Source organism: Acidovorax sp. GW823-FHT05D11 (assembly GCF_058795695.1).
In genome coordinates this window covers 1,605,747-1,624,860 of sequence record NZ_CM179502.1, presented here as the reverse complement: position 1 = coordinate 1,624,860, position 19,114 = coordinate 1,605,747, and the positions used below count along the sequence as shown (strand labels likewise).

18 protein-coding genes are annotated in these 19,114 nt (G+C 70.6%); 11 read left to right on the top strand and 7 right to left on the bottom strand.

Features of this window, described 5'->3' with window-relative positions; all coding sequences use genetic code 11:
• Position 1: 1 nt before the first annotated feature.
• Entirely contained in the window at positions 2-2,389 is a 2,388-nt protein-coding gene (locus tag AC3RCE_RS07415; RefSeq protein WP_492254831.1) for a xanthine dehydrogenase family protein molybdopterin-binding subunit, read from the bottom strand.
• A gap of 14 nt (positions 2,390-2,403) precedes the next feature.
• The gene (locus AC3RCE_RS07410) at positions 2,404-2,874 is read right to left on the bottom strand and encodes a (2Fe-2S)-binding protein (protein ID WP_218293798.1); all 471 of its coding nucleotides are present in this window, start codon (positions 2,872-2,874) and stop codon (positions 2,404-2,406) included.
• 205 nt (positions 2,875-3,079) lie between these two features.
• Here AC3RCE_RS07410 and AC3RCE_RS07405 point away from each other — a divergent pair, with 205 nt between their 5' ends.
• Positions 3,080-4,261, top strand: a complete 1,182-nt coding sequence (locus AC3RCE_RS07405) for a helix-turn-helix domain-containing protein (protein WP_492245769.1) — start codon at positions 3,080-3,082, stop codon at positions 4,259-4,261.
• Between the two features lie 170 nt (positions 4,262-4,431).
• On the opposite strand, the gene AC3RCE_RS07400 is transcribed toward AC3RCE_RS07405, so the two are convergent.
• Positions 4,432-5,247: a TOBE domain-containing protein gene (locus AC3RCE_RS07400; protein WP_492254830.1), complete on the bottom strand. Its 816-nt coding sequence runs from the start codon at positions 5,245-5,247 to the stop codon at positions 4,432-4,434.
• Positions 5,248-5,556: 309 nt separating this feature from the next.
• Here AC3RCE_RS07400 and modA point away from each other — a divergent pair, with 309 nt between their 5' ends.
• From modA to AC3RCE_RS07360, 8 genes are all read left to right on the top strand, one after another.
• A complete protein-coding gene (gene modA / locus AC3RCE_RS07395) occupies positions 5,557-6,264 on the top strand; it encodes a molybdate ABC transporter substrate-binding protein (RefSeq protein ID WP_255594618.1) in 708 nt (235 codons plus the stop codon).
• Positions 6,265-6,339: 75 nt separating this feature from the next.
• On the top strand, positions 6,340-7,023 hold the full coding sequence (modB, locus tag AC3RCE_RS07390) for a molybdate ABC transporter permease subunit (protein ID WP_218293791.1): 684 nt from the start codon (positions 6,340-6,342) through the stop codon (positions 7,021-7,023).
• 11 nt (positions 7,024-7,034) lie between these two features.
• Complete coding sequence (gene modC, locus AC3RCE_RS07385; protein ID WP_218341668.1) at positions 7,035-8,138, top strand: molybdenum ABC transporter ATP-binding protein; 1,104 nt, start codon at positions 7,035-7,037, stop codon at positions 8,136-8,138.
• A 95-nt stretch (positions 8,139-8,233) separates the two neighbouring features.
• On the top strand, positions 8,234-9,940 hold the full coding sequence (locus tag AC3RCE_RS07380; RefSeq protein WP_492254829.1) for an EAL domain-containing protein: 1,707 nt from the start codon (positions 8,234-8,236) through the stop codon (positions 9,938-9,940).
• Positions 9,941-10,109: 169 nt separating this feature from the next.
• Positions 10,110-11,246, top strand: a complete 1,137-nt coding sequence (locus tag AC3RCE_RS07375; protein ID WP_492254828.1) for a saccharopine dehydrogenase family protein — start codon at positions 10,110-10,112, stop codon at positions 11,244-11,246.
• The gene (locus AC3RCE_RS07370) at positions 11,246-11,644 is read left to right on the top strand and encodes a DoxX-like family protein (RefSeq protein WP_218294431.1); all 399 of its coding nucleotides are present in this window, start codon (positions 11,246-11,248) and stop codon (positions 11,642-11,644) included. The genes AC3RCE_RS07375 and AC3RCE_RS07370 overlap by 1 nt, the downstream gene beginning before the upstream one ends.
• Entirely contained in the window at positions 11,641-12,117 is a 477-nt protein-coding gene (locus tag AC3RCE_RS07365) for a DUF2269 family protein (RefSeq protein WP_492254827.1), read from the top strand. Before AC3RCE_RS07370 ends, AC3RCE_RS07365 begins: the two co-directional genes overlap by 4 nt.
• Positions 12,118-12,130: 13 nt before the next feature.
• Complete coding sequence (locus AC3RCE_RS07360) at positions 12,131-13,828, top strand: ABC1 kinase family protein (RefSeq protein WP_218293784.1); 1,698 nt, start codon at positions 12,131-12,133, stop codon at positions 13,826-13,828.
• A gap of 115 nt (positions 13,829-13,943) precedes the next feature.
• Here AC3RCE_RS07360 and AC3RCE_RS07355 read toward each other — a convergent pair whose 3' ends face one another.
• The 4 genes from AC3RCE_RS07355 to AC3RCE_RS07340 are packed head-to-tail and all read right to left on the bottom strand — an operon-like array spanning position 13,944 to position 17,079.
• Complete coding sequence (locus tag AC3RCE_RS07355; RefSeq protein ID WP_218293782.1) at positions 13,944-14,783, bottom strand: molybdate ABC transporter substrate-binding protein; 840 nt, start codon at positions 14,781-14,783, stop codon at positions 13,944-13,946.
• Positions 14,784-14,792: 9 nt separating this feature from the next.
• Positions 14,793-15,620: an ABC transporter substrate-binding protein gene (locus tag AC3RCE_RS07350; RefSeq protein ID WP_492254826.1), complete on the bottom strand. Its 828-nt coding sequence runs from the start codon at positions 15,618-15,620 to the stop codon at positions 14,793-14,795.
• Positions 15,617-16,345: an ABC transporter ATP-binding protein gene (locus AC3RCE_RS07345; protein ID WP_218341672.1), complete on the bottom strand. Its 729-nt coding sequence runs from the start codon at positions 16,343-16,345 to the stop codon at positions 15,617-15,619. Before AC3RCE_RS07345 ends, AC3RCE_RS07350 begins: the two co-directional genes overlap by 4 nt.
• Positions 16,342-17,079: an ABC transporter permease gene (locus AC3RCE_RS07340; RefSeq protein ID WP_218293776.1), complete on the bottom strand. Its 738-nt coding sequence runs from the start codon at positions 17,077-17,079 to the stop codon at positions 16,342-16,344. Before AC3RCE_RS07340 ends, AC3RCE_RS07345 begins: the two co-directional genes overlap by 4 nt.
• Before the next feature lie 50 nt (positions 17,080-17,129).
• Between AC3RCE_RS07340 and AC3RCE_RS07335 the strand changes: the two genes are divergently transcribed.
• The gene (locus AC3RCE_RS07335) at positions 17,130-18,251 is read left to right on the top strand and encodes a substrate-binding domain-containing protein (RefSeq protein WP_218293774.1); all 1,122 of its coding nucleotides are present in this window, start codon (positions 17,130-17,132) and stop codon (positions 18,249-18,251) included.
• Between the two features lie 318 nt (positions 18,252-18,569).
• Entirely contained in the window at positions 18,570-19,109 is a 540-nt protein-coding gene (locus tag AC3RCE_RS07330; RefSeq protein WP_218293772.1) for a TRAP transporter small permease subunit, read from the top strand.
• Positions 19,110-19,114: the final 5 nt, after the last annotated feature.

The following is a 19,114-nucleotide window of genomic DNA, read 5'->3' as shown; positions in this document are numbered from 1 at the left end:
CTCAGGCCTTGGCTTGTTGGATGGCTTCCCACACGCGGTGCGGCGAGGCGGGCATGTCGAACTCCTTCACGCCCAGCGGGTGCAGCGCGTCGAGCACGGCGTTGATCACCGCCGGTGGCGAGCCGATGGCCCCCGCCTCGCCGCAGCCCTTGGTGCCCAGCGGGTTGTGCGTGCAGGGCGTGCACACATGGCCGAGCTTGAACTCGGGGAAGTCATCAGCGCGCGGCATGGCGTAGTCCATGAAGCTGCCCGTCAGCAGCTGGCCCGTCTCGCGGTCGTACACGCAGTTTTCCATCAATGCCTGGCCGATGCCCTGCACCAGGCCGCCATGCACCTGGCCTTCCACGATCATCGGGTTGATGATGGTGCCGAAGTCGTCCACCGCGGTGAACCTGTCCACGCGCGTGCTGCCGGTGGCGGGGTCCACCTCCACCTCGCAGATGTAGGTGCCTGCGGGGAAGGTGAAGTTGGTCGGGTCGTAGAACGCCGTCTCGTTGAGCCCCGGCTCCAGCTTGTCGAGCGGGTAGTTGTGCGGCACATAGGCCGTGAGCGCCACCTGGCCGAACGGGATCTTCTTGTCCGTGCCGCGCACCGTGAACTCGCCGCCGCTGAAGTCGATGTCGGCGTCGCTGGCCTCCATCAGATGCGCGGCGATTTTCTTGGCCTTGGCCTCGATCTTGTCCAGCGCCTTCATGATGGCCGCGCCGCCCACGCTGATGGAGCGCGAGCCATAGGTGCCCATGCCGAAGGGCACGCGCCCCGTGTCGCCGTGCACGATGTCCACGTTCTCCACCGGAATGCCCAGGCGCGCGGCCACCACCTGCGCAAAGGTGGTCTCGTGCCCCTGGCCGTGGCTGTGCGAGCCGGTGAACACCGTCACGCTGCCCGTGGGGTGCACGCGCACCTCCCCGCATTCGAACAGGCCCGCGCGCGCACCCAGCGCCCCTGCGATGTTGGACGGCGCGATGCCGCAGGCCTCGATGTAGCTGCTGTAGCCGATGCCGCGCTTCAGGCCCTGGGCCTCGCTGGCCGCCTTGCGCGCCGCAAAGCCCGCCACGTCGGCCAGCTCTTGCGCCTGGTTCATGCAGGCGTGGTAGTCGCCCACGTCGTACTGCAGCGCCACCGGCGTCTGGTAGGGCCAGCTGGTGATGAAGTTGCGCTTGCGGATCTCGTCCTGCGACAGGTTCATCTCCCAGCCGCAGCGCGATACCAGGCGCTCGAGCAGGTAGGTGGCCTCGGGCCGGCCCGCGCCCCGGTAGGCATCGACCGGCGCGGTGTTGGTGAACCAGGCATCCACCTCCACATAGATCTGCGGCGTGGTGTACTGCCCCGCCAGCAGCGTGGCATAGAGGATGGTGGGCACGGCCGTGGCGAAGGTGGAGAGGTAGGCACCCAGGTTGGCGTCGGTGTGCACGCGCATGGCCAGGAACTTGCCATCCTTGTCCATCGCCATTTCGGCATGGCTCACATGGTCGCGGCCATGCGCGTCCGACAGGAAGGACTCGCTGCGGTCGGCCACCCACTTGATGTTGCGGTTGAGCTTCTTGGCCGCCCAGGTCAGGCACACGTCCTCGGCATACAAAAAGATTTTGGAGCCGAAGCCGCCCCCCACGTCGGGCGCGATCACGCGCACCTTGTGCTCGGGCAGGCCCATCACGAAGGCCGTCATGAGCAGGCGCTCGACGTGCGGGTTCTGGTTGCTCACGTACAGCGTGTATTCGTCGTTGGCCCGGCTGTACGAGCCGATGGCCGTGCGCGGCTCCATCGCGTTGGGGATGAGGCGGTTGTTGACCAGGTCGAGCTTCGTCACGTGCGCGGCACTGGCGAACACCGAGTCCACCGCGCCCTTGTCGCCGATGGCCCACTTGTAGCAGTGGTTGTCCTCGGCGATGTCATGCAGGCCCGCGCCCGCCACCGTGCCTGCGGCGGCATCTGCCACGCTGACCACGGCGGGCAGCACGTCGTAATCCACCTCCACCAGCTCGGCCGCGTCGCGCGCCTGCTGCTGCGTGAGGGCCACCACCATGGCCACGTGGTCGCCCACGTAGCGCACCTTGCCCTGCGCCAGGATGGGGTGCGGCGGCTCCTTCATGGGCTGGCCGTCGGTGCTGGTGATGAGCCAGCCGCAGGGCAGGCCGTTGATGTTGTCGGCCGCCACGTCGGCGCCCACGAACACGCCCAGCACGCCGGGCGCGGCCTTGGCGGCGTCCACGTTGATGCTGTTGATGCGCGCGTGCGCATGCGGCGAACGCACGAACACGGCATGGCTCTGCGCGGCCAGCACCACGTCGTCGGTGTACTGGCCGGCGCCGGTGAGGAAGCGGTAGTCTTCCTTGCGCTTGAGCGATTCGCCGATGTGCGGCAGCTTGGAAAAGTCGGATGCACCCATGGTCGTTCTCCTTTTTATGCCGATGCCATGGCTTTTTGGCCGACCTGCACCGCGCGCACGATGTTCTGGTAGCCGGTGCAGCGGCAGATGTTGCCTTCGAGCAGCTCGCGGATCTCGCCTTCGTTCGCCTGGGGATGGTGCTTGCACAGGTCCACCGCGCTCATCACCATGCCCGGCGTGCAGAAGCCGCACTGCAGGCCATGGCATTCCTTGAACGCCGCCTGCATGGGGTGCATGGTGCCGTCCGCGGCGGCCAGGCCTTCGATGGTCTGCACCTCGGCGCCCTGGGCCTGCACGGCCAGCATGGCGCAGGACTTCACGGCGCGGCCGTTCACGTGCACGGTGCACGCGCCGCACTGGCTGGTGTCGCAGCCCACGTGCGTGCCGGTGAGCAGCAGGTGCTCTCGCAGCGCATGGACAAGCAGGGTGTTGGGCGGGACGTCAACGCTGGCAGCGCGCCCGTTGACCGTGAACTGGACTTGCATCTGGCTGTCTCCTGGAAGAGTTTTGGCTGGATAGGCCGTTGAATCTTCTGCCTGCCCCCCGGCCCCACCCCTAGGGAGAACCCTAGATTCACGGGAGTGCGCGCGGGATATTCTCAAAATGAAACATGTTGCGCCGCACACCGGCGCATCATGCGCACGGCGTTCCGCGCGCCGCTCCGCCTTCCACGTCCCAGGGGTCTGTCCGATGCTTTCCGCTGCACCGCCGTTGCCGGCCGCCGACCGCCACGCGCTGATCGCGCAGGCCCGCCATGCGCTGCTGGCCGATGGCGCGGTCCCCGCGCGCGCCGATGTGGAGCCCTGGATCACGCGATCGTGGCAGCGCTGCCTGGCCCAGGGCCTGCGCCCCGCGCAGCACGTGGCGTTCGACATGGTCAGCGCCCCCGCGCTGCGCCGCAGCCGGGAACAGAACCACCCCCTGCTGCAGGCCGCGCGGCCGGTGCTCGCACAGCTCACCCGTGCCATCGCGGGCATGCGCTACTTCGCCATCCTGACCGATGCGCGCGGCATCGTGGTGGATGTGCAGGGCACCTTCGACCGCCGCGACCCGCGCGCCCGCGCCATCGGCCGCGTGGGCATCGACCTCTCGGAGGCCGCGGTGGGCACCACGGCCATCGGCGCCGCGCTGGCCGAGCTGCAGCCCGTCTGGCTGCACCGGGGCGAACACTTCTTTGACGACAACGCCAGCTACAGCTGCGCGGGCGCGCCGCTGTTCGATCCGCACGGCCACTGCATGGGCATGCTCGACCTGACCGGCGTGGACGTGCCCGAGCGCCCCGAGCTGCGGCACCTGGTGGCGCGCTCGGCCCGAGCCATGGAAGACGCGCTGCTGCTGCACATGCCCCATGCGCTGCTGCTGCGCCTGAACTGGCCCGGCTGCCCGCTGGGCGCCGAAGGCGACGGCCTGGTGGCGCTGGATGGCGATGGCTATGTGATCGGCAGCAACAGCGTGGCCCGCCAGCTGCTGCCCCAGCCCCTGCGCGCGCCCGGCAGCCCGTTGCACTGCGGTGACCTCATCGCGCTGCCCTGGACCCTGCTGTTCGACGCCGCCCGCCAGCGCGGCGCGGCCAGGCCGCTGGATCTGCCCCTGTGGTCCGGCCTGCGGCTGCAGGGGCTGGCGCACCACGGCACGCGCGCGGCGGGTGTCCACGGCCTCGCGGCCGCGCCCCCGGGCGCGCAGGCCACCTTGCCCGCCAATGGGCCGCGCCTTGCCGGCGCAGCGGCCCCCGCGCCGCTGCGCGAGGCGGAAACCGCCCTCATCCGCCAGGCGGTGCAGGATGCCCGCGGCAACGTGGCGGAGGCGGCCCGCGCCCTGGGCATCAGCCGCGCCACCGTGTACCGCAAGCTGGGGGCCCCGAGGGGGCACTGAGGGCGGGTCTTCGGGCCCGGCACGCAGGCAGTCAGGCCCGGCACAAGGACTGCGTTCATGCACGAAAATGCCGCACCGCGCTTGTCACACAAGCGGCTGCAGCTATTCAAACAATAGCAATCCCGCCAGCATGCCTGTCGGCGGCCCCCAGCGGCCGCCCTGCACCCGCCTCAGACCTCCGCCAGGGCCAGCACCACCGCGCTGTCATCGACGACCAGCACCACCTTGCTGCCGGCGCGCAGTCCGCTGCCCGCGGGGGCAAAACCCACCATCCGCACCCCCGCGGCCAGTTCGGCGGACACCTCGTCGCCCGACGCGCCGCGCACCACGCGCACCGCCCTGGCCGGCAGGCGGCAGCGGGCGGGTTCCTCCGTCCCCTGCGTGCCGGTCTCGGTGCGCGGGCCCGCCAGGCGTTCCACCCGCACCGCCGTGGCCTTGCACAGCGCCTGCACCGCCAGCCCGGGCTGCAGGCCCAGCAGTTCGGCGCTCTCGCGCGTGATCCGCGAGATGAGCACGGCCGCCGCCAGGGCGCCGCCCCCGCCCTCCCCGGTCTCCAGCGCCAGGTGCACCCGCACGATCTGCCCCTGCACCTCCAGCCGCCGCACCACGCACGGCCACTGGTTGCGCATGCTGGTGCGCACGGCCAGCCGCGCCAGCGCGGGCCCGGCATGGGGCGTGGCCTGCCAGCGCGACAGCACCGCGCCGCGCGCCTGGGCCATGGCATCGGCGGCGGCGAGCAACTGCTGCCCCGCCTCGGTCAGCCGCGCCCCGCCGCCCCCCGCCCCACCCACGGCCCGCGCCACCAGCGCGCTGCCCGCGAGGTTGGTCAGGGTGTCCACCGCCTGCCAGGCCGCCTTGTAGCTCACCCCCACCACCCGGGCCGCCTGCGAGATCGAGCCCGTGGCGCCGATCTGCCGCAGGATGTCGATGCGCTTGTCGGTGAGGGCGTGGGTCAGCGCGGAAGAAATGGAAAGGGAGGAAGGCATGGTGAAGATCGGATTGGTGGCCAGGGCCGGCATGGGATTCTGACCGGACGGCGCACCGCCCCCGCCCCGCCTTCGCGCCCCGGCGCAACGCGGCAGTGGCAACGGACCCGTCTGTTGACCTGGCGCAGGGATGTCCCTCGCCAGCGCATGTCCGGGGCGCGATTTTTTCTGCCGCCAGGCGCCGGGCCGCCGTGGCTTCATATACTCTCGCTATTCCATCAATGAATAGCGCACCTGCGCCATGCCGCCATGCCGTTCCGCTTCATTCCTGTGCCCCGCTCCCTTGCCGCCACCGCCATCTGCCTTGCGATGTTTCAGGCCGCCCATGCCGACAGCGTGTCGGTCGCCGTGGCCGCCAACTTCACCGCCCCCATGCAGAAGATCGCCGCGGCGTTTGAGGCCGACACCGGCCACAAGGCGGAGCTGTCCTTCGGCGCCACGGGCAAGTTCCATGCGCAGATCACCAACGGTGCGCCATTCCAGATCCTGCTGGCGGCCGATGACACCACCCCCGCCAGGCTGGAGAAGGAAGGCAAGGCCGTCGCCAACTCGCGCTTCACCTATGCCATCGGCACGCTGGTGCTGTGGAGCGCGCAGCCCGGCACCGTGGACGCGCAGGGCGCCGTGCTCAAGACCGGCGACTTCAAGCACCTGGCCATCGCCAACCCCAAGCTTGCCCCCTACGGCCTGGCCGCGATGCAGGTGATGGACAAGCTGGGCGTCACCGCGCGGCTGCAGCCGCGCTTCGTGCAGGGCGAGAACATTGCCCAGACCTACCAGTTCGTCTCCACGGGCAATGCGCAGCTGGGCTTCGTGGCGCTGTCGCAGGTGATGGCCGACGGCAAGATCACGGGCGGGTCCGCATGGCAGGTGCCGGCCGAACTGCACGAACCCATCCGCCAGGACGCGGCCCTGCTCAGCCCCGGCAAGGACAGCGCCGCCGCCGCGGCACTGCTCCAGTACCTGCGCGGCGACAAGGCGCGCGCCATCATCAGGTCCTACGGCTATAGTTTCTGAGCCAGCGGCCCGTACGCGCCGGCGCCGCGGCCCCGGCGATTTCCCTCCACCTCCCCATCCGCTTTTCAGCCACCCATGCCTTTTTCCAGCGCCGACCTTGCGGCCATCGGCCTCACGCTGCGCCTGGCGGGCACCACCATGGCACTGCTGCTGGTGCTGGGCACGCCGCTGGCCTGGTGGCTGGCGCACACGCCGTCGCGCTGGCGGGGCCCGGTGTCGGCCGTGGTGGCGCTGCCGCTGGTGCTGCCGCCCACGGTGATCGGCTTTTACCTGCTGGTCACGATGGGCCCCCACGGCCCGGTGGGCCAGTTCACGCAGTCGCTGGGGCTGGGCACGCTGCCCTTCACTTTCTGGGGGCTGGTGGCGGGCTCGCTCATCTACTCGCTGCCCTTCGCGGTGCAGCCGCTGCAGCACGCGTTCGAGGCCATCGGCCAGCGCCCGCTGGAAGCCGCCGCCACGCTTGGCGCCGGGCCCATGGACCGTTTTTTCACCGTGGCGCTGCCGCTCGCGCGCCCGGGCTTCGTGACCGCCGCCATCCTGAGCTTCGCCCACACGGTGGGCGAGTTTGGCGTGGTGCTGATGCTGGGCGGCAACATCCCCGGCGTGACGCGCGTGGTGTCCGTGCAAATTTACGACCATGTGGAGGCGCTGGAATACACGCAGGCCCACTGGCTGGCCGGCGGCATGGTGCTGTTCTCGTTCGTCGTGCTGCTGGGGCTGAACCTCACGCGGCACCGGCCGGCGTCCATGGTGCAATGAGGGCCGGCGCGATGGCACCCCAGGACGAAACGCTCCCCCCGCAGATCACCGCCCGGCTGAAGCTGGAGCGCCCCGGCTTCACGCTGGACGTGGACCTGCGCCTGCCGGGGCGTGGCGTGACGGCCCTGTTCGGGCCCTCGGGCTGCGGCAAGACCACCTGCCTGCGCGCCGTCGCGGGGCTGGCGCGGGCGCAGCCGGGCCGGGTGGAAGTCAACGGCGAGGTGTGGCAGGACGATGCGCTGCGGGTCTGGCGCGCCACGCACGAGCGCGCGCTGGGCTATGTATTCCAGGAAGCCAGCCTGTTCGACCACCTGAGCGTGCGCGGCAACATCGGCTATGGCCTGCGGCGTACGCCCGCCGCGCGCCGCAAGGTGGCGCTGGAGCAGGCCGTGGAGCTGCTGGGCATCGGCCCGCTGATGGACCGCAAGCCCCATGCGCTGTCGGGCGGCGAACGCCAGCGCGTGGCGATGGCCCGCGCCCTGGCCACCAGTCCGCGCCTGCTGCTGATGGATGAACCCCTGGCCGCGCTGGACGCACAGCGCAAGGCCGAGGTGCTGCCTTACCTGGAGCGCCTGCACCGCACGCTGGACATCCCGGTGCTCTACGTCAGCCACTCCATCGACGAGGTGGCCCGGCTGGCGGGCCACATGGTGCTGATGCAGGCGGGCCGGGTGCAGGCCCAGGGCAGCACGCACGAGCTCATCGTCAGGCTGGACCTGCCCCTGGCCCATGGCGATGCGGCGGCCACGGTGATCGACGGCGAGGTGCTCGGGCACGACCCGGACGACCATGTCACCACGGTGGCGTTCGCGGGGCGGCGGCTGCTGCTGGTGAGCCCGGTGGCGCGCGCGGCCGGGGAGCCCATCCGCCTGCGCGTGCAGGCACGCGACGTGAGCCTGGCGCTCACCGAACCGGCACACACGAGCATCCTCAACGTCCTGCCCGCCACCGTGGCCCAGGTCGCCGAGGACAGCCCCGGGCAGCTCATGGTGGCGCTGGATCTGGGGCCCACGCGGCTGCTGGCGCGCATCACCCAGCGCTCGGCCCAGGCACTGGCGCTGGCGCCCGGCAAGGCGGTCTTCGCGCAGGTCAAGGGCATCGCCATCGTCAACTGAGTGTCGGACAGCCGACACTGTCCAGGGATGTGCCGCGAGGCGCCGGACCGGCCGCCCAACGGTCGTATGATGCCCCTCCACAACGAGGGCGGGACATGGTGGTTTCAATCTGGCACAACGCAGCGCAGGCGTTCGCGGTGGGGTTTCCGCCGCTGCTCCAGTGCCTGCTGTTCTGGCTGTTCGCGTCGCTGGTGGTGCATGTCTGCCAGCGGCTGGTGGAGCACACGGCATTTTCGGTCGATCCGTCCAGCCGGCGCATCAGCGCGTCGCACGCTGCCCTGTGCATCGGCTGCATCGTCTGGGCGCTCGATGTGGTCGGCCTGTTCATGTATGCGGAACTGGCGCACCACGCCGCGGCGCTGGACCTGGTGCCCGCCCTGAGCGGGCTGATCATCATGGTGGTCAGCGCGCGCCTGACGATTCCCACGCTCAGCACCGGTGCCAGCAAGGCACGCATCGCGGTGGCGGGGCTGTGCCTGGCCGTCGGCATGCTGGTGGCGCATTTCACGATCACGCGGGACCAGGTGCAGGACTTCGCCTCGGTGAACTGGACGGCCATCGCGCTGGCCTTCGCCATCGCCATGGGCATCGCCACCGTCACGTCCATGCGCCACCGCTCGGCCAGGCTGAGCGTGCTCACCCCCCGCTACCGCCGCCAGTCGTGGGAGGAGAAGGTGCTGTGCGGGGCCGCGATCCTGCTGCTGCACTGGCTGCTGGTCAACACCTTTGCCCTGCACGCCCGCACGCCACGCGGCGAACCCGAGAGCCATGCGCTGCTCGGCATCGTGCTGGTGTTCGGCATCGCCCTGGCCATGGAACAGCTGAGCAACATGCGGTTTGACACCGGCCGCCAGCAGTTGCTGCGCAGGGGCCTGTCGATGATGCGGGTATCCAACATGGCCCAGAACCCCGAGCGCGACATGCAGCTGTCGCTCATCGCCGACCACCTGCCCAGCCTGCTGCGGCCGCAACGGCTGGCGCTGCACTTCCAGCCCATCCTGGACTTCCGGCAGCAGGGCGTGCAGTTCGAGGCGCTGCTGCGCATCACCGACAAGACCCTGGGGCCCATCAACCCCGAGATGTTCCTGCTGGTGTGCGAACTGCAGGGCCGGACGGTCGAAGTGGACCGCACCATCCTGGCCAACGCGCTCGACTGCGTGAAGTCCTGGCAGGCCCAGGGCCTGCACGACGTCACCATCAGCGTGAACGTGGCGCCCCTCACGCTGCTGGAAGACAGCTTCGTGCCCTGGCTGCGCGGCGAACTGGCCCAGCGCGCCCTGCCGCCCCGCGCGCTCAAGCTCGAGCTGACGGAGCACGCCATCATCGCGCTGGGCGCGCAGATGGTGGCCGCGATGCAGCGCCTGCGCACCCTGGGCGTGGCGGTGGTGATGGACGACTTTGGCACGGGATACTCGTCATTGGGCATGCTGGCCGACCTGCCGATCGCCGGCATCAAATGCGACCGCCTGTTCGTGCAGCAGCTGCCGCAGGACCGGCGCCGCCAGTCGCTGCTGCGGCACATCGGCACGCTGGCGCAGGAGTTTGGGCTGTCCGTGGTGGTGGAGGGCGTTGAAACGGCAGAGGAACTGCGCATCCTGCGGTCGGTGGGCCTGCACGGCATCCAGGGCTATGTGTACAGCCGCCCCATGCCCGCGGCGGACGTGCCCGCCTGGCACGAAACGCAGATGCAGCCCCGGCGTGCCGCGCTGCAGGAGCTGGTGCCCGCGAAGGGTACCGCGACGGCGGCGCGCGCGCCCACGGCCTCCGCGCGGGGCCCGGCGCCCTGGGTGCCCGGAACATGACCACCCCCAAGGCGCCCCCCCCGCACCCCCCGCACCCCACCGCAACCGCGCGGGAGCGCGCCAGCAGGGAATGCGAACGCACCGCGCGCCGCCGGAAACACCGCCAGCCACCCGGCCTGGCGCCTGCCCTTCTCCTTTCACCCCCTCTTCTCCTGGACATGCACCACCCGTGACGGCACTCACCACCCTGGTCCTCGGCGGCTACGGCAACTTCGGCGCGCGCATCTGCCGCGCGCTGGCCGGCGACCCCGCCACGGCGCGCCACGTGGCGCTGCTGGTGGCGGGCCGTGACGCGGCACGCGCCCAGGCGCTGGCCGGCACGCTCGGGCATGGAGCCCGGGGCGTGGCGCTGGACCACCAGGCACCCGGCCTGGCCGCCACGCTGCGCCAGTGGGGCGTGGGCCTGGTCATCCACACGGCCGGGCCGTTCCAGGCACAGGGCTACGGCGTGGCCCGGGCCGCCGCCGAGGCGGGAGCGCACTACGTCGACCTGGCCGACGGCCGCCGATTCGTGTGCGATTTCCCTGCCGCCATGCACGGCCCGTTCACCGCCGCGCAGCGCACGGCCGTCACGGGCGCCAGCACGGTGCCGGCGCTGTCCTCGGCCGTCATCGACCACCTGTGCGCGGGCTGGCAGCGCATCGACAGCATCGACATCTGCATCGCCCCCGCGCAGCGCGCGCCGCGCGGGCAGGCCACGCTGGCCGCGGTGCTGAGCTACTGCGGCCTGCCCATTCCCGTGTGGGAGGGCGGGCGCTGGCAGCCCCGGCGCGGCTGGGCGCAACCCAGCCGCGTCCAGTTCCACCGCCTGCGGCCGCGCCTGGGCGCGGTATGCGACATCCCGGACCTCGAGATTTTTCCCGCGCACTACCAGGCCACCGACCGCGTCACCTTCCGCGCCGCGCTGGAAGTCGGCCTGGCGCAGCGCACCTTCGCCGCCATCGCCGCGCTGCGCGGCTGGGGCATCCTGCCCCGCCCCGAGATGCTGGCGGGCCTGATGCACCACACCGGGGGCGTGCTCGATTTCCTGGGCACTCCGCTGGGGGGCATGGTGGTGCGCGCGGCGGGCACCGGTGCCCAGGGCCAGCCGTGCCGCCGGGCCTGGCACATCGCGGCAGACCACGACCACGGCCCCGAGATCCCCTGCATGGCCGCGATCCTGCTCGCCCGGCGGCTCGCCGCCGGGCATCCCCTGCCGACCGGCGCCCATACCAGTACCGGACTCCTCCCGCTGGAGGCCTTCGCCCCCGAATTCGCACGATGGGGCATGCAGACGGATGTGGTCGAGGAGCCCGCGCCACCATGATGGCGCCGCCGCAACACCGTCTGCTGCGCTACAGCCTGGTCGCGGTCTGGCTGGCCACCGCCTTCGCCAGCGTGTGGGAGCTCCACGGCCAGAGCCGCGAGCTGCTGGCGGGCCTGCCCAGGGCGTGGACCGACGGTGGTGCACCGTGGCTGCCCACCGCCCTCATCCTGGCCGGGGCCGCTGCCGACCTCGTGCTGGGGCTGTGGCTGGCGTTGCGCCCCGGGCGTTGCGCATATGCGGCCGCACTGCTCCTGATGGCCGCCATGACGCTGCTGGCCACGCTCATCCACCCCGCATGGTGGCTGCACCCCTTGGGGCCGCTCACCAAGAACCTGCCCATCGCCGCCATCCTGTGGGTGCTGCTGCAGGACACAACCACCTCGCCGCCCCCGCCATGAGCCTGTACCTCATCCTCAAGTGGATCCACATCGTCTCCAGCGTGCTGCTGGTGGGCACCGGGCTGGGCTCGGCGTTCTACCTCTTCTTCACCAACCGCAGCGGCAACGTGCAGGCGCAGGCCGTGGTCAGCCGCCTCGTGGTGCGCGCCGACTGGTGGTTCACCACCCCCACGGTCTTCATCCAGCCGGCCACGGGGCTGGCGATGGCCGCGATGGCGGGCCTGCCGTGGAGCACGCCGTGGCTGGCCGCATCGCTCGTGCTCTACGCGGTGGCCGGTGCGTGCTGGGTGCCGGTGGTGTGGCTGCAATTGCGCATGCGCGACATGGCGGCGGAGGCGGCGCGCAGCGGCAGCACCCCGCCCGCGCGGTACTGGCGCTATGCACGCCGGTGGGAGGCGCTGGGCTACCCCGCCTTCGCGGCCATGGCGGTGGTGTTCTACCTGATGGTGAACAAGCCTGCGCTGGCGTTCTGACTATCATCGCCCCATGCTCATAGAGACCCTGGACACGGCGCGCGACCTGGGGCGCCTGAAGGAAATTCTGGGTGTGATGGTGCGCCATGGCTTTGGCGACACCGTGCGCCGCCTCGGCCTGGCCGACAGGCTCGAACGCGCCGGCCAGGCCCTGCACTGGGCGCATGCCGCCGACCTGGCCCGCGTCGAGCCACCCGCCCAGGTGCGGCTGGCACTGGAAGAACTGGGGCCTGCGTTCGTGAAGTTCGGGCAGATCCTGGCGGGCCGCGCGGACCTCTTCGGCCCCGAGTGGATCGCCGAGTTTGAAAAGCTGCACAGCCAGGTGCCCGCCGTGCCCCTCGATGTGCTGCGCCCGCAACTGCGGGAAGACCTGGGGGCCGAGCCGGAAGAGGTGTTCGCCTGGTTCGACGCCACGCCGCTGGCCGCGGCCTCCATCGCGCAGGTGCACCGCGCGCGGCTGCGCGATGGCACCGAGGTGATCGTCAAGATCCGCCGCCCCGGCATTGCCGACACCATCCACGCCGACCTGCGCCTGCTGCTGCGCCTGGCCGCGCTGGCGGAGGCCGAACTGCCTGCGCTGAAGCCTTACCGGCCGCAGCAGCTGGTGCGCGAGTTCGCGCGCTCCCTGCGCCGCGAGCTGGACCTGGCCGGCGAATGCCGGCAGGCCGAGCGCATCGCGCTGAACCTGGCGCAGCTGCCCCACATCGTGATCCCGCGCGTGTACTGGGAGCACACCCGCGAGCGCCTGAATGTGCAGGACTTCATCGACGGAACGCCAGGCGGCGCGCTGGGGGCGCTGGTACCCGAAGCCGGATTCGACCGCTCGGTGCTCGCCCGGCGCGGCGCGCAGGCCGTGCTCAAGATGATCGTGGAGGATGGACTCTTCCATGCCGACCCGCATCCGGGCAACGTGTTCTACCTGCCGGGCAACCGCATTGCCTTCATCGACTTTGGCATGGTGGGCCGCCTGTCGCAGCGCCGGCGCGAAGAGCTGCTGCAGTTGCTGCTGGGCCTGGTGGAGCACCAGCCGCAGGCGGTGGCCGATGTGCTGCTGGACTGGACGGGCGACGAACACGGCGTCAACCTGGGCCAGCTGGAGACCGAGGTGGAGGCCTTCGTGGACCAGTACCACGGCGTGCCGCTGGCGCAGCTGAGCCTGGGCCAGATGCTGGCCGACGTGACCGCCATCCTGCGCGAACACCACCTGGGCCTGCCGGCGGACCTGGCGCTGCTGATCAAGGCCTTCATCTCCCTCGAAGGCATGGGCCGCAACCTGGACCCGGACTTCCACATGGCCACCGAGGCCCTGCCCCTGCTCCAGCAGGTGGCGCGCGACCGCTACCACCCCCGGGCGCTGGCGGGCCGCGCCTGGTGGACGCTGCGGCGCGCGCTATCGACCGTGGAGCAGTTGCCCGACGATGTCGCGCGGCTGCTGCGCAATGCGCGGCGCGGGCATTTTCAGGTGGGCATCGAGCTGGCCCACCTCAAGCGCGTGGGCGACCAGATCGACCGTTCGGCCAACCGGCTCGCGATGGCGCTGGTGATTGCCGCGCTGATCATCGGCTCGTCCATCGTGATGACCGTCAAGGGCGGACCCACGCTGTTCGGCCTGCCGGCTTTCGGGTTTCTCGGATTCTTCGGCGCGGTGGTCTGCGGCCTGTGGCTGGTGCGCGCCATCTGGCGCAGCAGCCACCACCGCGACGACGACTGAACACGGCGGCCCCCGGCGGCACCGGAAAAAAACACACGCCATGCCCACCCCACCAGGCGGGCGGGCATGGCGTGTGTACCCAGCAACCGCCGACCGACGCATTCGGATTCGGTTGTCAGGGCGGCCCGAACCCCAGCCGCCGCAGCACGGCCTGCGCCGCCGGTTGCCGCAGCGCGGTGGCAAACGCCTGCGCCGCAGCGGGGGCATCGGCGCGCACCGCCATGCCATAGGCGGCCCCCACCTGCAGCGCGGGGGGCAGTTGCACCACCCGCAAGCGCGGCACCTCGGCCTGCGCGGCCACCGCGTTCGTGCAATAGGTCAGAAACACATCGGCCTGGCGCTGGTCCATCACCCATGCGTAAGTGCCCCGGCCGGCGGGCGGCTTGGGCGAGTCCGCGCCCCCCGTGAGCTTCAGGGCCTTGGCATCCAGCTGGGCATAGGCGCCCGGCTGAATCTTGTCGGCCTGGCGGAACAGCGCCCAGGCGTAGTCGCCCGACGGGTCGGCCTTGGGCGTGGACGTGCCCACGCGCACGTCACTGCGCAGCAAGGTGGCCAGCAAGGTGCCGGGGGTGGCGCTGATCTGTTCGCTGGTCAGCGCACACAGCGCATTGCGCGTGAACACCACCGGCGCCCGCCAGCCGCCCCGGGCCGCTAGGCGCTCGGGATGGTCGGTGTCGGCCGAGGCAAAGACCTGGGCCGCCTCGCCCTTCTCGATGCGCTCGCGCAGCAGGCCCGAGGCCCCGAAGGTCAGCGCCACCTTCTGGCCGGTGCGGGCTTCATGGTCGCGCGCGATCTCGGTGAAGGCCTCGCGCAGGCTGCCGGCGGCATAGACCTGCACGGGTGCCTTTTCAGCGCCCAAGGCCTCGGCAGCCACCGTGGAACAGCCCGCCAGCGGCAGGGCCAGCACACAAACCACGGCCGCGGCCAAGGCCGCCGTCCTCACGCGGTGCTCCATGGCGCGTTCTCACGGGGCTGCGTTCGGGAAGAACAGCTGCTCGCCGCCAATCTTGTAGCTGGCGATGGCGGTTTGGCCCGCGGGCGACACCACCCAGTCCACGAACTTCTGCGCGTCCTGCGCCTTCACGTGCGGGTGTTTGGCGGGGTTCACCACCATCACGCCGTACTGGTTGAAGAGCTTGGTGTCGCCCTCGACCAGGATGGCCAGGTCGGCGCGGTTCTTGAAGTTGAGCCAGGTGCCCCGGTCGGCCAGCACGTAGGCGCCGCTCGATGCCGCGATGTTGAGCGCGGGCCCCATGCCGCAGCCGCATTCCTTGTAGCCGCTGCCCTTGGTGGCGTCGGCGCCCGCGAGCTTCCAGTAGCGCAGCTCGGCCGCGTGGGTGCCGCTCTTGTCGCCGCGCGAGATGAAGCCGCCGTTGGCCGCGGACAACTTCTGCAGGGCTTGCACGATGTCCTTGCCCTTGGTGCCCACCGGGTCGTTCCTGGGGCCGATCAGGATGAAGTCGTTGTACATCACGGGATAGCGCTTCACGCCCCAGCCATCGGCCACGAACTTTTCCTCGGCCGCCTGGTCGTGCACGAACAGCACGTCGGCATCGCCCCGGCGCGCCATGTCCAGCGCCTGCCCCGTGCCCAGCGCCACCACCTTGGTATCGAGCCCGGTGGCCTTCTTGAACTCGGGCAGCAGGTAGCCGAACAGGCCCGACTGCTCCGTGGAGGTGGTGGACGCCATGGTGATGCTCTGCGCAAACGCGGAACCAGACGCTACCAAAACAATAGCTACCAGCGCTTTGGGTACCAGCGCTGCAGCGCGAAAAGGCTTGAAACTCGTCATACCAGCTCTCCTTTGACAAACAGACGGGCGGCCTCCGGCAGGGGGCCGTTGAAGAAATCGTGCACCGGCAGGTCGGCCACCAGGCGGCCATGCTCCATGTAGATCACGCGGCTGGCCAGGCGCTTGACCTGGCCCAGGTTGTGGCTGCTGAACACCATGGTCACGGGGTGCGCCGGGCCTGCCGCGCTGTGGCTGGCGGCAAAGTCGGCCATCAGGGCCTCGACCTCGCGCTTGGCATGCGGGTCGAGGCTGGCGGTGGGTTCGTCCAGCAGCAGCACGTCGGGCCGCAGCGCCCAGGCGCGGGCCAGCGCCACGCGTTGCTGCTGCCCCCCCGACAGGGTGCGCGCGTTCTGCGCGGCGATGTCCCGCAGCCCCACGCGCTGCAGCGCCGTGAGCGCCGTGACTCGCGCATCGCGCCACCGCACGCCCCGCAGCCACAGGGCCAGCGCCACGTTGTTCCGTGCGCTGGTGCGCAGCATGTGCGGGCGCTGGAACAGCATGGCCTGGCGCAGCGCGGCATCGCACTGCAGGCCCCCCCCGCTGGCATCGGCCAGGCCGTTGAGCACGCGCAGCAGCGTGCTTTTGCCGCTGCCGTTGGCGCCCACCAGCGCCACGCGCTCGCCGGGGGTGATGCGCAGCGTGACACGGTCCAGCGCCTGCACGTGGCCGTAGCGCACGGTCACCTGGCGCAGGTCGACCCAGGGGTTTGCCAAGGGCCCACTCATGCCGCCACCCCCACGGGGGTGCTGGAGGCAGAGCCGTCCACCCGTTCGCGCCAGCGGCGCACCAGGGCGATCAGCACATTGAGCGCCAGCACCACGGCCAGCAGGATGATGCCCAGCGCCAGCGCCAGGGGCAGGTCGCCCTTGCTGGTCTCCAGGGCGATGGCGGTGGTCATCACGCGCGTGAAGCCGTCGATGTTGCCGCCCACGATCATCACCGCGCCCACCTCCGAGATCGCGCGGCCAAACGATGCCAGCAGCACCGTCAGCAGGGCGTAGCGCTCGTCCCACGCCAGCAGCAGGGCGCGCAGCAGCGGGCCCGCGCCCATGGAGCGCAGCTGTTCGCCATGCGCGCGCTCGGCATCCTCCACCACCTGGCGCGTGAGCGCCGTGACCACCGGCAACACCAGGATGGCCTGCGCCAGCACCATCGCCTTGAAGCTGAACAGCCAGCCCAGCGAGCCCAGCGGCCCGCTGCGCGAGAGCACCAGGTACACCACCAGCCCCACCACCACCGACGGCACCGCCAGCAAGGTGTTGAGCACCGCCAGCGCGGCGCCGCGCCCGGCGAAGCGGGCCACGCCAAGCCAGGCGCCCAGCACCAGGCCCACGCCGCAGGCAAGAAGGCATGCGGTGGCGCTGACCGACAGGGAGCGGCCCACGATGGTCCACAGGACGGGGTCGGACGAGAGAGTGAGTTGCAGCGCTGTGCTCGCGCTTTCCGAGAGTGTGGACATGGGTTCGGCTATCGTAGGCACCCAACCAATATCCAGCGATATGAACTCCCGTGCATAGGGTCCAACTTCACTACACACTCAGCCGCGATGCCGGCAACGCGCTGATCCGCAACCCGCTGCCCGAACTGCTGCAGGCGGTGGCGGAGCACGGGTCCATCTCCGGCGCGGCGCGGGGGCTGGGCCTGTCCTACCGCCACGTCTGGGGGGCCCTCAAGCGCTGGGAGGACCAGCTGGGCGGCGAACTCATCATCTGGGGCAAGGGCCAGTCGGCGCAGCTCAGCGAGTTCGGCGCCAAGCTGCTGTGGGCGGAGCGGCAGGCCCAGGCACGGCTCGCGCCGCAGATCGCCGCGCTGCACGCCGACCTGGAACGCGCATTCGCCGTGGCCTTCGACCCCCACGCCCATGTGCTCACCCTGTACGCCAGCCATGACGACGCGCTGGCCGCGCTGCGCGCCCATGCCGCGGCGCACGGCGGAACGGGCGCGCTGCATCTGGACATCCGCTTCACCGGCAGCGTGGATGCCATCCGCGCGTTGAACGAAGGGCGCTGCACGCTGGCGGGCTTTCACACCGTGGACAACGCCAAGGCGGACTCCCTGACGGCACGCACCTACCAGCCCCTGCTGCAGCCCGGGCTGCACAAGATCATCGGCTTTGCCCAGCGCACCCAGGGCCTCATCGTCGCACCCGGCAACCCGCTGGCGCTGCACGGCCTGGACGACATCGCCCGCACCGGGGCCCGCTTCGTGAACCGGCCGCTGGGCACCGGCACGCGCGTGCTGCTCGACGACCTGCTCGCGCAAGCCGGGATCGGGGCCACCTCCATCGCGGGCTATGCGCTCAACGAACCCTCTCACACGGCGGTGGCGCAGGCCGTGGCCGCGGGTGCCGCGGACGTGGGCATGGGCATCGAGCTGGCCGCGCGGGCGCGCGGACTGGGCTTCGTGCCGCTGGTGCACGAGCGCTACCACCTGGCATGCCTCAAGGCCAGCCTGGACCAGCCCGCCACGCAGGCGCTGCGCGCGCTGCTGCAGACCCCCGAATGGCTGGAGCGGCTGGGGGCCCTGCCGGGCTACACCCCCCTGCACTGCGGCGAAGTCCTGGCCATGAGCACCGTGCTGCCCTGGTGGCGCTTTGCCCGCCCCAAGCGCCGGGCACGCGCCACGGCCTGAGGGACGGAAGGGGCCCGGGAGTCCGCTGAAGCGGCTCCGAAGCCACAGGAGGCATGGGCAGCAGGCCGCCCGCCGGGAGACGGCGCGGTGGGCGGACACCGGAGAAAAAAGGCAGGAGAAAGAGGGGCAGACACCCGCCCCCCTGAGGAAAACCCCATGTCCGCGCGTCAGGCTTTCTTCAGCGGCGAAGGGGTAGGATGCGCGTTACTTTCGGACACCCGTTGGGATATTGCTGCGCGCCGTGCAGGCCGCGGACATGCCCCTGGGCCCAGCAGCGCATTGGGCCCGCCCCTTTTTTATACTCTCAGGAGACACCAAGTGTCAGCACTACTCAAATTAGCCTTGGGCATGGACTGGATTTCCGGCAAGCTCAGCAAGGTGGCCACGTGGACCGTCCTGGCCGCGGCGCTCATCTCAGCAGGCAACGCCTTCATCCGCTATGGCCTGGACCTCAGCTCCAACGCCTGGCTGGAGATCCAGTGGTACCTGTTCGCCGCCACCGTGATGCTGGGCGCCCCGTTCGTCCTCATGCTCAATGAGCACGTGCGCGTCGACATCATCTACGGCAAGCTGCGCGGCAACAAGCAGGTGTATGTCGACATCGCGGGCCTGGTGGTGTTTCTGCTGCCCGCCATGCTGCTGATCGCCTACCTGAGCTGGCCGCTGTTCACCCGTGCCTTCTTCTCGGGCGAAATGTCGGGCAATGCGGGGGGGCTGATCCGCTGGCCCGCCATCCTGCTCATGCCGATCGGTTTTTCACTGATGTTCCTGCAGGGCCTGGCCGAGATCATCAAGCGCGTGGCCTATCTGCGCGGCATCTACCAGATGAGCACCCACTACGAGAAACCGGTTCAGTAATCCGG